The 12388-nt window shown below is 66.6% G+C and carries 10 protein-coding genes; 7 read left to right on the plus strand and 3 right to left on the minus strand.

The annotated features are described in order from the left end of the window. Positions 1–183: 183 nt before the first annotated feature. On the plus strand, positions 184–1188 hold the full coding sequence (locus ABZ552_RS13485) for a hypothetical protein (RefSeq protein ID WP_281874084.1): 1005 nt from the start codon (positions 184–186) through the stop codon (positions 1186–1188). Then, on the plus strand, positions 1133–2254 hold the full coding sequence (locus ABZ552_RS13490; RefSeq protein WP_281874082.1) for an alpha/beta fold hydrolase: 1122 nt from the start codon (positions 1133–1135) through the stop codon (positions 2252–2254). The genes ABZ552_RS13485 and ABZ552_RS13490 overlap by 56 nt, the downstream gene beginning before the upstream one ends. A gap of 37 nt (positions 2255–2291) precedes the next feature. Here the strand turns inward: ABZ552_RS13490 and ABZ552_RS13495 are convergent, their stop codons facing one another. Then, a complete protein-coding gene (locus ABZ552_RS13495) occupies positions 2292–2852 on the minus strand; it encodes a helix-turn-helix domain-containing protein (RefSeq protein WP_357437239.1) in 561 nt (186 codons plus the stop codon). A 622-nt stretch (positions 2853–3474) separates the two neighbouring features. Here ABZ552_RS13495 and ABZ552_RS13500 point away from each other — a divergent pair. Next, positions 3475–4095, plus strand: coding sequence for an ATP-binding protein (locus tag ABZ552_RS13500; protein WP_357437241.1), 621 nt, complete (start codon positions 3475–3477; stop codon positions 4093–4095). A 29-nt stretch (positions 4096–4124) separates the two neighbouring features. On the opposite strand, the gene ABZ552_RS13505 is transcribed toward ABZ552_RS13500, so the two are convergent. Further along, positions 4125–5030, minus strand: coding sequence for a dihydrodipicolinate synthase family protein (locus ABZ552_RS13505; protein WP_357437243.1), 906 nt, complete (start codon positions 5028–5030; stop codon positions 4125–4127). Between the two features lie 1208 nt (positions 5031–6238). Between ABZ552_RS13505 and ABZ552_RS13510 the strand changes: the two genes are divergently transcribed. The 3 genes from ABZ552_RS13510 to ABZ552_RS13520 all read left to right on the plus strand — a co-directional run bounded on the left by ABZ552_RS13510 (position 6239) and on the right by ABZ552_RS13520 (position 9529). Continuing rightward, positions 6239–6490: a hypothetical protein gene (locus ABZ552_RS13510; protein ID WP_281874075.1), complete on the plus strand. Its 252-nt coding sequence runs from the start codon at positions 6239–6241 to the stop codon at positions 6488–6490. A gap of 463 nt (positions 6491–6953) precedes the next feature. Beyond that, on the plus strand, positions 6954–9269 hold the full coding sequence (locus tag ABZ552_RS13515) for a LuxR C-terminal-related transcriptional regulator (RefSeq protein WP_281874074.1): 2316 nt from the start codon (positions 6954–6956) through the stop codon (positions 9267–9269). A 77-nt stretch (positions 9270–9346) separates the two neighbouring features. Continuing rightward, on the plus strand, positions 9347–9529 hold the full coding sequence (locus ABZ552_RS13520; RefSeq protein WP_281874073.1) for a hypothetical protein: 183 nt from the start codon (positions 9347–9349) through the stop codon (positions 9527–9529). A 163-nt stretch (positions 9530–9692) separates the two neighbouring features. Here the strand turns inward: ABZ552_RS13520 and ABZ552_RS13525 are convergent, their stop codons facing one another. Beyond that, on the minus strand, positions 9693–10379 hold the full coding sequence (locus ABZ552_RS13525; RefSeq protein ID WP_281874071.1) for a TetR/AcrR family transcriptional regulator: 687 nt from the start codon (positions 10377–10379) through the stop codon (positions 9693–9695). 35 nt (positions 10380–10414) lie between these two features. Between ABZ552_RS13525 and ABZ552_RS13530 the strand changes: the two genes are divergently transcribed. After that, positions 10415–11797, plus strand: coding sequence for an FAD-dependent monooxygenase (locus tag ABZ552_RS13530; RefSeq protein WP_357437246.1), 1383 nt, complete (start codon positions 10415–10417; stop codon positions 11795–11797). Positions 11798–12388 lie beyond the last annotated feature (591 nt).

Raw genomic sequence — 12388 nt, forward strand, 5'->3', positions numbered from 1 at the left:
CGTCCATGCGGACAGACAACACGGCAGACTAAACAACCACCAAGTGGCCGATCTTCAACGAGCGCCACCGGCCTACATTTCGAAGAGCGTCGACACGCGGGATTTCCGCCAGACAACGCATGACGATGCCGAAGGCAGGTGGTCGCACCGCGCTGCGGATCGTGTGACCGGCCGGGACTGCGGATGAGCCGCCACAACAGCGACGGGGTGCGGGTGTGTGTCACCTGCAACAACCGTGAGCGGGGAACGTTCGCGCCGCGCCCGTGTGCTGTCTGCGGCCGGGTACTGACGCCGCGGTTCTACGACCGTGACGGCCTGCCGCGCTGCGAGTTGTGCCCGCCGGATCCCGGGGTCGACCACGTCGAGATGATCTGTGATCTGATCGCGTCGGTCAGCCCGGCCGCCGGCCGTGATCGTGCTCGGGAACTGGTGGTGGCCACGGTGGTTCAGGCGGCGCGACGGCGGCAGGTGGCCTGGGACCTCGAGGCACGCCCACAGTTGCTGACCGGGGCGGCCGCGGATGCTTCGGGCTCGGTCCGTCGATCGGTGCAGGCGCTGGTGGACGCCGGGGTGGCGGGCGTCGTGTCGGCGAGCTGCCCGTTCTGCGGCAAGACGAAGGTGATCACCGGGTTGCGGGAGGGCCCTGGCTGCTGCCAGCTCTGCCACAACAAGACCACCGCGCGCGAATGTGTGCGATGCGGTCATCGCCGCCCGGTGGCGACCCGCACGCCCGAGGGCGACCCGTTGTGCGACCAGTGCGGCCGCCGTGAAGCATTCAACCGGAGAATATGTTCAGTTTGCGGCGATCTCGCCGTGATCGCCACCCACCGCGGCGGCTCCCCGATCTGCGAACAGTGTCACCAGATCCCGATCGCGGTGTGCTCGATCTGCGGTCAACGCAAGCCCTGCCGCCATGCCGGTTCCGACGCACCGCGGTGCCTGAACTGTGCTCGCCGCGCGCGGGTAGCCGACTGCACGCGCTGCGGCCGCCTACGCCCTGTCGGCTCACGCGACGGCAGATCCATACTCAGCCGATTTCTTGACTGTCGTCCAAGAAGGCTTTACCGTAACCGCGACCTGCTTCTTGGATGGCGTCCAAGAAGAGCGGTGGTGAAGCGGGAGGACGCGAGTCATGGAAATGAGTGGGCCGGCCGATCGGCGCGAGTCGGCAGCGGTGCGGCGACGTGAGGTCTCGTTCGCCTCTGGCCAGGACGAGTGCGCGGCATGGTTGTACACCGCACCCGATCTGAACGGCCCGCGTCCGATGGTGATCATGGGGCACGGGCTCGGGGCGGTGCGGGAGATGCGCCTGGATGCCTACGCGGAACGGTTCGTCGACGCGGGGTGGTCGGTGCTGGTGTTCGACTACCGTCACCTCGGGGCCAGCGGTGGAGCACCGCGCCAGCTCCTCGATATCGGTCGGCAACGCGCCGATTGGCATGCCGCCCTGGCCTTCGTACGCACACTTCCGGAGGTCGATGTCGACCGGATCGCGTTGTGGGGCAGCTCTTTCGGTGGCGGACATGTCCTTCAGGTCGCCTCTGAAGACACCCGTATCGCGGCTGTCGTGGCCCAGTGCCCCTTCACCGACGGACCGGCGTCGTTGCGCTCGCGTATCCGGACCGGCCCGCTGAGCGTGGTGGCGCTGATGGTGGCGGGCATCCTCGATACGGTCGGTTCCTGGTTCGGCGCGAAGCCGATCCTGGTGCCGATGGCGGGGACGGCTTGGATGCCCGCGTTCGTGGCCTCACCCGACGCCCTCGCCGGTGCTTCCGCGCTCCTGCCTGCGGGGACCCGGCTCTCGCGGCGCACCAGCACGTTGTTGAAACGGCTGCCGTCGGTGCGGGCTCAGGTGTCGAAGAACATCGAGCTGACCGAGATCGACGGTGGGGAAGAACCCGTGACCGGTGTCGGTCGCGACAGCATGTGGGGTGTATTGCGCGGCCCAGACGGCGAATTCGATGCCGCCAACGCCCTGGCCGCACGGCTGGTGCTGCACCTTCCGCTCGATCGGCCCGGTCGCGCGCTGGCTCGCTTCAGCACTCCGACGCTGCTGTGTGTCTGCGACAACGACGCGGCCGCGCCCGCGAAGACCACGAAGCGTCGCGCGCAGGGCCTGGCACACGTGCACGTCCAGAACTACCCCTGCGACCACTTCGGCATCTACCTGGGCGAGCACTTCGAACGCGCCGTGCGTGACCAACTCGATTTCCTGGCAACACAATTCGACAAAACCGCACACAACATGGAATAGGTCGCCCCTGGCTGGTGGACGTGCGGAGAGCAGGCACTCAGCCGGCGGCTGCGGCAAGACTGCGAGCGCTGTTGAGCAACGTCTCGATCACCGCGCGCCGCTGGGGCTGCTCCGTCGGATGCGTCAGCAAGCCTTCGACAACGAAAACGCCGATCGCGACCAGCGGATCCAGTTCGTCGGCGGGCACGCCGAGCTCGATCAGCTCTGCCCGGAACAATCCTTCGGCCAGCGCGTGGAACTGCTCGTGCCATTCGTGAATGGCTGCGGACTTCTCGGCGCGCATGTGCACCGTGCTGACCAACCGCCCCAGTTGCTCCAATTCCTCGACCAGCCACAACAGCCGATCAGCCAGCCCCGAGCCCAGCAGTTCGCTGTAGGAGGCCATCGAGTCGGCCAGGACCGCGTCCAGGACCGCGATCAATACCGCGTCCTTGTCCTGGAAGTACCAGTACAGCGTGTTCGACACCACTCCCGCGTCGCGGGCGATCCGCGACATCGACGCCGCGTCGTATCCCTCCTCGACGAACAACCGCCGAGCAGCCACCACGATCTCCGCGCGCTTCTCTTCCCGATCCTGCGGACGTCTGTTGCGAGGCATCTCCAGTCCTGACCTAGTACCAGGCCTCGATGCTATCTTGACCAGCGCCCAAGAACAGCTCCGACATGGAACTGTCAGGAAGGCACGGTCCGACGAGCATCCTCAAATGCCGCTCATCGAGCGGCCGAAGCCGGCGCACCGGCGTCGGTAGAAGATCAATTCTTGGGCATCTCCCCAAATCCGCGGGAATCGTCCGGACAGCTTTGCCGCAGAGGAATTCTGTTCGAACGAACGTTCGAGATGTGTCCTAACAAGCGGTCAACGGTTAGAGATCAAACTCTGTCCATAACCTGGGTGCCTACGACGAGTCGAACCGTTTGGTCTACATCGGGCACGTCGGCACCGGCTATGACAAATATGACAACTACCGGCGCAGATGACCGTCAGAACGTCACCCTCCTGGTCGGCTCGGCGAGGTGGTAGTCGGCGTACTGAAGGGTTCGCCCACGACCTCAAACCAGACCCGATCCCACCGAGTAAACGACTCCGCGGCCTGGTGCATCGAGAACACGCGGGGCCAGAGCACAGGAGGCGAAGACGGAATAGACTGTGACCCAGTGCGTTTCGGCATAGCGATGCGCTTGTCCGGGGCAAAGGCGATCTCGTGTGGTGGACTGGGCAGGTGACAGATGACCACGACCGGGCCGAGGATGTTTTGACCGAGTCGCAGCGGCAGGTGTTGCGCGACGCGGTCGGCGGGCTGGGTAGCTGCGGTGCGGTTGTGGTCTGTGGGTTTCCGGCCTCGGGAAAATCGACGGCCGCGGACTTTCTGGCGCGCGTGCTCGGTACGGCGGTGCTGGACAAGGATCGGTTCGCGCCGCTACTCGAGGAATCGGTGATGGCCAGATTGACCGGTGACCGGTTCGACCGCGATTCCGACACCTACCGGACGCTTGTCGCCCCGGGTATCTACGACGGACTCATCCGCACCGGCCTGGCCCTCGCCTCGGCCTTCCCCATCGTGCTCGACGCACCGTTCCTGTCGACGATCCGTGCCGCCGCCGCGCGCGGGATACGGTTGAGTGACTATCTGCGCGCCTCTACCGGCGTGACGCGGGCAGTGCCGGTGGTGACCGTGTGGCTCGATAGCAGTGCGGCGGTGATCCGGTCTCGGATGCTCGTCCGCCGCGCCGAGCGTGACGCACCCAAACTCGCCGACTGGGACGCCTACCACGCAAGCGTCCTCGATAGCGGCGTGCGCGAACTCGCCCACACCCTCTGCGACCTCGTCATCCCTACCTGAACAAACAGCCGATTGCCGGACTCCGAGAGTCACATGCTGCGGCGAAGACCCTGGATCGCGGGGATAGCGCTGGCATGCATGTATCGGCGAATGTGGTGAAGCTGCTGCTTGTCAGCAGCCACCAACGGGGCGCGAGCATGAGGCGGGAACCCGGGCAGCCGCGCACCGACCGCTGCCTTGGCGAACCCGATGTCCGACAACGCCATTGCCTTGCGGGTATCGCTGTAGTCGTCGAAAACCTGCTGCCGCGAACGGGCACATTCCACCTCGCCGCACTCGGCCGCCGCAGTGATCGCGACAGGTAGTTCCGCGACCGGGCCGCCCGCACCGGTAACCACACCATCAACTCCCAGTTCATTCAGCCGCGCCGGGACACGGTCATCGCCCACATACACCGACAGCCGCGGGCAGCAGGCCTTGTACTGCCTCGTGAGGGCCAGATCCTTGCCGGAGTCCTTCACTCCATGCAGCTGCGGGAACTTCTCGGCTAAGCGGGTCACCATGCTCGCAGTGAGTGGGTTGCCGGTGTGCCGGGGGAAGTTGTACAGCAGCCACGGCTTCACTGATTCGGCCAGCACCTGCCCGAAGAACTGCTCGATGCCCGCCTCCGGTGCGGCGGCAAAGAAGAAAGGGGAGATCACCGCCAGCATGTCGGCATACTCCTCGGCATGACGAGCCGCCTCGATGACCTCCCCAGCGGCAGTAGCGCCGACATGCGCGATCAGCGTGCCCGTCCACGCGCGCCGACAATGTTCGATCACCGCACGCCGCTCACCGAAGGTCAAGCTCGCGAACTCGCCCGTCGTACCGTTCACCAAGATCGTGTCGACCCCAGCGGTCGACAGCAACTCCAAGTAGTCACTCAACGCACCGAAATCAATCGACCCGGAGGCTCGAAACGGAGTCACCACTGCCACGATCACAGAACTCGCCATCCCCCGATTCAACCGCCCACAGCAAGCCTCAGGCAGCTACGACTCCCGCTCCAACCGTAGGCGTCGCAAGCTACCCTCACCTCTACTCATGGGCTGTACACGGACGACCAACAGGGTGACGATTCCAGGGACCGCAGCCATTCAAGCTCGACGAGAGGTGTCCGATCTGAGGCTGGTTGTACGGCACGATAGAGCTGCAGCGAACCGGACAAGCGGTGCCAGGCCCACGAGATCCGAACCGAGCCGGAGCTGTCGATCGCTCACGAAAGTGAATGAAAACCAGCTCGGCCAGCGGAGTACGTGCTGGTCAACAAGTGTGCCCCCCGCGCCCGCGGGGATGAACCCAGATCGCCAAGGCGAACCGTGTGCCCGTCGTAGTGCTCCCCGCGCCCGCGGGGATGAACCCTGCACACCGTCGTACGAGAGATCGAACGACACCGTGCTCCCCGCGCTCGTGGGATGAGGCCCATCGCCCAGCACGTCGCGGAACTGGGCGTCCATGCTCCCGCGCGCGGGGAGGACTCCCGGTCGGCGGGATCGTCGTTGACGCGGAAGATGTGCTCGCCGCGCCCGCGGGATGAGCGCGGAGTGCTGAGCGACTAAGCGATTGATGTAGAGGTCCGCAACGCACGCGGGTTTCAATGTCAGCTGAAATCTGACCCTGTGTGCTGGCGCGGAACCAGAGGGTCGGTACCCAACTGGATGCGACTGGAGGTATGCGCCCAACCGGGACGCATCGAACTCACCGTCCATGGGGTTGCTCGGCGAGGGGGTAGATGCACCGTTCGGTGGCTGATGACAGAGTGATGACGCCGTCATCACCCTAGGCCTGTCATCCACCTGTGCCGGAAATGGACGAGCATCATGCTGAAGAACAGCAGTGCGCGGCGGCGCAAAACCCAATCTGCGGGAACCCACCGATCAGCGGGAACCGCCGTGGACCGGCCCTGACGCCCGGTGACCTCCCAGGCCCACGAGCAGCGGATATGGGTGCGTAAGTGGGTGTGTTCACGCATGTCGGTGCGTGGGCGCAGCTGTGATGCTGACTGCCGTCATTCGCGAAGAGGAGGTCGACCGTGACAACAGACGTGGAAAGAAGCCTGAATGTCGGATCGCCGACGGAGCCCTGGTCGCACGTCACCCGGCGGCGGCGCGTCGGCAGTGATCGAAAGAGCTACGAGCCGCGTGTGCGACAAGGGTGGTCGGAGATGATCAGGGTGCGTCGAAGCGAAATCGACGGACTGTGCGCGACGTGGTTACTGTCCTGGGACCATCTGATCTCCGTCGTCGCGGTGCACGACACCTCGGACACCTTGGCGGTCGTCTCCTTCGGAACGGACGAGTACCCGGATCTCGCGCGAGCGCGAGAACTCCGTCCGGAACTGGCGACGCTGTGGGACGCGGTACGCCACGATTTCTGGAACGAAATCACTTCGCCGAATCCGCGGTCCTTCCGATGAAGGAAGCGAATACGACCTCGGCAGCCCGGCCGTTGAGAGCTCAGATCGCCGGTCCACCGGCCCATCGTCCGGAGTGTGTTTCAACGCTGCCGACTCCGGAATTCGTCTGTCCCGAGGTGCGGGATACCCGATCCCCGATCCCCGCTGCCCGGCAACGGCGCCGACGGCGGTTCCCAACGGTGTGAACCTCTAGACAGACAATAACCTGTAAAGCACGCTCGAATTGTTGACGGCATGACCGAGATATATTGCCCGCGATGCCGAGAGGCATTGCTGTCGAAAACTGATAGATATCTACGTCTGCATTTGCACTGTGTCATGGGGGAACGTGCCGGTGCGGGACTGACTCCGGCCGATTGGCGAGCCGTGGCCGCTTGGCTCTTGCCCGGTGGAAACGGCCCGAGGGGGGAGATGGGAGCCGAGTAATTCCCAGGCGAGTCTTCGCGGCGACTAGATTGGTTTCATGGCGCGTCGCAAGCCTGCTCGCGTGATCGGCAACGTGCCGTTTCCGATCACCAGCTTCGTCGGGCGGCAGCGTGAACTCCGCAAAGTCCGGGAACTGCTCGCGACCGCACGGCTGGTCACGCTCACCGGTGTGGGCGGCGTCGGAAAGACACGATTGGCCACCGAGGTCGCCGCCGCATCCCGCCAGTCGTTTGCCGACGGGGTGTGGCTGGTAGACCTGGCCGACGTGGGCGACGCGGAACTGCTGGCGCGGGCGGTGATGAACAGCCTGGGAATAGTCGACCTGTCGAACCGCGGCGCCGAGGAGCAGCTCATCGACCACCTGGCCGACCTGCACGCGTTACTCATGCTGGACAACTGCGAACACCTGGTGGAAACGGCCGGTGCGCTGTGCGAGCGCCTGCTCCGATCCTGCGCCGGGCTGCGGATTCTGACCACCAGCCGGGAGGCGCTCGGGGTCGTGGGCGAGCACGTGTATCCCGTGCTGCCGCTGTCGATGCCTACCTCGGACACGACGATCACGCCGACGGCACTGACCGCTTTCGAAGCGCCGACGCTGCTGTTGGAACGTGCCCGAGCAGTGCGCCCGGAACTCACGGTCACCGAGCGCGACATGGACGCGGTCACGCGGGTGTGCCACCGACTGGACGGGATCCCGCTCGCTATCGAACTCGCTGCCGCCCGGCTGCGGTCACTGACGATGAAGGGACTCCTGGAGCGACTCGATGACCGGTTCACCCTGCTGACCACCGACACGCAGGCCGCGGCGCCACGGCAGCGGACACTGCGAGCGCTGATCGATTGGAGCTACGGGCTGTGCCGGCCCGCGGAGCGGATGCTGTGGGCGCGCCTGTCGGTGTTCGCCGGAGGATTCACCCTCGCCGCCGCCGAGGGCGTTTGTGCTGGTCCCGACCTGCCGCGCGAACAGATTCTGGACCTGATCGACCATTTGGTCGCGCAGTCGATCGTGGTGCTCGCCCCGACCGACGGCCTGCCTCGGTACCGGATGCTGGAAACGATCCGGGAGTACGGATGGCACCGGCTGCGCGAGCTGGGTGAGACCGAGGCCCTGCATAAGCGGCATTGCGACTACTATCTCGCACTCGCCGAACGGTGCGCCGAGGCATGGAACGGGCCCGGACAGGCGGCCGGCGTGGCGGAGTTGCGCGCGGAGCACGGCAACCTCCAAGCGGCGCTCGACTGGGCGACCAACGAGCCGGCCGCCGCACGCGAGGCGCTGGCTCTGGTCACCGCGCTGCGCTACCACTGGTGCGCCGATGGATTCCTCGGCGACGGACGGCGGTGGGTCGAGCGAGCGCTGCGCTGCGCCGACCAGAACAGCCCCGGCCGGATCCCGGCGCTATGGGTCGCGGCCTGGGTGATGCTGCTACAAGGCGACCGCGACCAGGCCGACCGGGCACTCGACGAGTGCGTAGCCCGTGCCGCCGCCGTGGGCGACCGCCGTGCCATTGCCTGGGCGAACACTCTGCGCGGCACCTCAGAGCTGTTCCGGGGCCGCCTGGCGGAGTCCATAGCGATCTTCGAACGCGTCCTCGCCGATTTCCCCGACGATGACGATGTGGCGCGGCTGACCCTGTTCCAGCTCGCCATGGCGCAAGCACACAGCCGTGACGACAGAGCACCGGAGACGGCCCGGCAGGCGATCGCGCTGGCCGACATGTGCGGCGAACAATGGAGCAAATCGTTGGCCCTGTGGGCCCTCGGCTTCGACCAGTATGTCCACGGCCAGTACGGCAAGGCGGTTGCCACGACCTGCGCGGCACTGGAGATCCAGACCGGATTCAACGACCGCGTGGCCACGTCGCTGATGATCGAGCTGATGGCCTGGATAGCCGCCGCGCGCGGGGAATACCGGCGTGCGGCGCGGCTGCTGGGCGCGGTCGGATCCGAATGGCGGCGAATCGGTACCTCGATCACGGCGTTCGGGCCCCACATGGGAACGCCGCATGACACCTGCGTGCGAACCACCGGCGCGGCCCTGCCCGGGGCGGTGCTGCGGGCCGAACGCGCCCGCGGGGAAGCCCTCGATCACGACCAGGCGATCACCTACACACTCGCCCGTCACGAGTGTGCCGCCGAACCGGCGGAGCGGGACGACACCGTACTGACCGCACGCGAGCAGCAGGTGGCCGAACTCGTCGCGCAGGGCCTCAGCAACCGGCAGATCGCGGAACGGCTCGTCGTATCGCCGCGCACCGTCGACCGGCATCTCGAAAACATCCTCGCAAAACTCGGCTTCTCGTCACGAGCGCAGGTCGCCGCCTGGACGGCGCAGTCGCAGCGAGCGCGGTAACGCGGGCGGTTCGCGGTTCGGGGCCGGGGCGTATCGCTGCCTATGCCGCAGCGCTCGGCCCGCGCTTCGAGCCGCGAGTGCTGCCCGCCGACGCGGCGAATCCCTCTCCGCCGCCGTTCTTCTCACAGATCGTCGGCTGCCCGCACAGTGTGGTCACCGCGCATCTGGTCGATACAGCGGGGGAGCCGACCGCCGCGGTCTGCGACGAGATCATCGCCTTTCTCGTGAACCGGCTGACTGCGGACCTCCCGCCGCAGTGACATGACGTCGACTGCTGGTCCGGCTTCGCGGCCACTTCCACGGGCACGCTGATCCACTGCTCACCACGTGGCCGCGTCACCGGACACCGCCGGTGGTGTCCCGCCAGGCCCGCATCGATACGGGTTCCCTGTTCGGATGGGGCCGGCCTCGGTTCGTTCGTGATCACCGTGCCGTCTGCTGAGAGTTCGCGATCCCGGTGAGGATGCGGCGCAACCCGGACGAGAACTGTTCGGCCGGGCTCAGGTCGGCGGATTCGATCATGCGCGAAACCATCGGATACGCGCCGCTCTCGATGACCTTGCGCATGTAGGGGGCGACGGCGGCGCGCCACTGGTCCTCGGTCTGACCGGTGCGCTGCTGGGTCTGCTTCTCGGCGAGCTCGCGCATGACCGCGCCGCGCACGTAGTCCCTGATCAGCCCGACGGCCGAGGCCGCTTCAGCGATGTCGGAGGTCAGCGGCGTGGCCGCGGCGAGGGCGTGTTCCAGGCCGCGCAGCCAGTTGGGGCCGAGCGATGGGCGGGTGGCCAGCAGCGGAGCGAGCCAGGTGTGCCGCAACCACAACCGGCGCTCGTGGTGGGCGTACGCTTCGAGGTCGGCGCGCCAGTCTCCCGTCAGCGGCACGTGGTCGTCGTGTACCGCATCGACCATGAGGTCGAGCAGGTCGTCGCGGCTGTCGACGTAGCGGTAGAGCGACGTCGTACCGGTCGACAGTTCGGCGGCCACGCGGCGCATCGATACCGCGTCGATCCCCTCGGCATCGGCGATGGCCACGGACGCATCAACGATGCGCTCCACGCTCAGTGCCTGCCTTTTCGACCGGTACGGCTCACGTTCCCAGATAAGCGACATGGACAGGAGTCTACCGAAGTGGATACAGTGTGCCCATGAGCGGGCACACTGTATCCACTGATGTTCTGATCGCGGGCGGCGGATCCGTCGGGCTGATGCTGGCGGTTCTGTTGCGCCACCACGGCGTCAAGCCCCTGGTCGTCGAGGCGAAGCCGGAGTTGTCGCACCACCCCAGGGCCACCGGCATCGGGTCGCGGTCGATGGAGATCCTGCGCGAGGTCGGCCTGGACCACGCGGTCGACGAGGCGGCGGTCGATTTGCGGGCGGGGAAGATCAAAGGGCGCACGCTCGCCGAGGCCGACTTCGCCGAAGGCATGGCGTGGAAGGCGAAAACCGCGGCCGAGCTCACCTACACACCGGCCCGGATCCGCGGCACTTGCGGACAGAACCTGCTCGACCGCGTGCTGATCACCAAGGCCGGCGACGTGCAGTTCGGCGTGGCGCTCGAGTCGTTCGACCAGGACGCCAGCGGCGTCACCGCGACCCTGTCCGACGGGCGGGTCGTGCGGGCGCGCTATCTGGTGGCGGCGGACGGGGTGCGCAGCCGGGTCCGTCAGGTCCTCGGCGTCGGCCTCACTGGCCCCGGTGTGATGGGTCGGGAGACGACGAGCGTCCTGTTCCACGCTGATCTGCGTCCGAGCGAGCCGTTCGCCATGTGCGATATCGAACATCCGGATGCGACCGGCCTGCTGGTGACCGTCGACGGCGAACGTGAGTGGGTGTTCCTCACCGTCCTCGACACCGAGCCGACTCCCGAACTCATCCGCACCGCGCTCGGCGACCCGTCGATCGAGGTGGAGATCCGCAGTGTGCTGAGGTTCCGGGGGCGCGGCCAGGTGGCCGATCGCCTGTCGGTCGGGCGGGTCTTCCTGGTGGGCGACGCGGCGCACGCGATCCCCCCGCTGGGCGCGTTCGGGCTGAACGCCGGCATCGCCGACGCGCACAATCTGGCGTGGAAACTTGCGCACGTGCTGCGCGGTGCGGCCGGGCCCGAACTGCTGGAGACCTATCACGACGAACGGCATCCCGTGGCCCTCATGACGATGGAGCAGGCGCGCTTGCGGTTCAACGATCCGTCCCTGCACTGGGGAAAGGACATGGCACCGGCACGCAAGGCGGCGGGGGCGATCAACGCGCCGGTGGTACACCTGGGCTACCGGTACGGCGGCGCGGAACTGCCCTCCACCGAGGACGTCGCCCTCGACCTCGACGGTTCCCCGGGATCGCGCCTACCGCACATGTGGGTGGCCGACGGAGTGTCCACGCTGGATCTCGTCGGATCGCAGTGGTGCGTATTCACGGCCGATCCCGGCGTGAAGGCCGACGTTCCGGTGTACCTCGTGGACGGCTGGCCGTACGGGACGGTGCTGGTCCGCCCCGACGGTTTCGTGAGCCGCGCGTACAGGACGGCGCCGTGACCGAGAGCATCCTGCGGAGGGACAGGATCGTCGAGAGACTGTGCCAAGGACAGCTAGGGCGTTTCCGGCGGCCTCTGCCCGCAGTAGGCCCGCCCACCCCAGTGCGCTCATGTCCAAGAAGAGTCTCGACGGCGCCGAAGCGTGCAACAGGATCGGAGAAGCTCAGCTGATTGATTCGTCTCGGTTCGAGCACCCTTGGGCGGTTGTCGCAAAACGATCTTGGGCTGAAGGGATCACTGCATCACCGCGTGGAGGAGCATATCGGCGTGGAGGCTTGGGTGCGGAATTACAGGATGTCCGTTGCTCGACTCAGGCGGCGGGGATCCAAGCCGATTGGGAGGCACCTCCTCATCAGGGCCAGGGTGCAGTCGGCGGAGAACACGGTCCGGCCCTCCCGCGCCTGCTGTTCGCAACTCCATTGAGGCGCAACCCGATTGCATTGGCCTACGTGGGAAGGAGGGGGATTTCGCGCAATGCCCGGCTGTTCGCAACGCGAAGTTGATCGGTCCGAGCCGCCACGCCTTGCAGTGGGGTGGCTCGTTGCCCGGGGTGGGGTCGCGGTCACGTCACTGGGCGCGATCATGGCCGGCG

The sequence above is a fragment of the Nocardia sp. NPDC019219 genome, from assembly GCF_040632645.1.
In the GTDB taxonomy this organism is placed as follows: Bacteria; Actinomycetota; Actinomycetes; order Mycobacteriales; family Mycobacteriaceae; genus Nocardia; species Nocardia sputorum.

Coding starts and splice junctions, on each gene's coding strand:
- ABZ552_RS13485 (WP_281874084.1), top strand. CDS start 184: ATGAGCCGCCACAACAGCGACGGGGTGCGGGTGTGTGTCACCTGCAAC.
- ABZ552_RS13490 (WP_281874082.1), top strand. CDS start 1,133: ATGGAAATGAGTGGGCCGGCCGATCGGCGCGAGTCGGCAGCGGTGCGG.
- ABZ552_RS13495 (WP_357437239.1), bottom strand. CDS start 2,852: ATGCCTCGCAACAGACGTCCGCAGGATCGGGAAGAGAAGCGCGCGGAG.
- ABZ552_RS13505 (WP_357437243.1), bottom strand. CDS start 5,030: ATGGCGAGTTCTGTGATCGTGGCAGTGGTGACTCCGTTTCGAGCCTCC.
- ABZ552_RS13510 (WP_281874075.1), top strand. CDS start 6,239: ATGATCAGGGTGCGTCGAAGCGAAATCGACGGACTGTGCGCGACGTGG.
- ABZ552_RS13515 (WP_281874074.1), top strand. CDS start 6,954: ATGGCGCGTCGCAAGCCTGCTCGCGTGATCGGCAACGTGCCGTTTCCG.
- ABZ552_RS13525 (WP_281874071.1), bottom strand. CDS start 10,379: ATGTCGCTTATCTGGGAACGTGAGCCGTACCGGTCGAAAAGGCAGGCA.
- ABZ552_RS13530 (WP_357437246.1), top strand. CDS start 10,415: ATGAGCGGGCACACTGTATCCACTGATGTTCTGATCGCGGGCGGCGGA.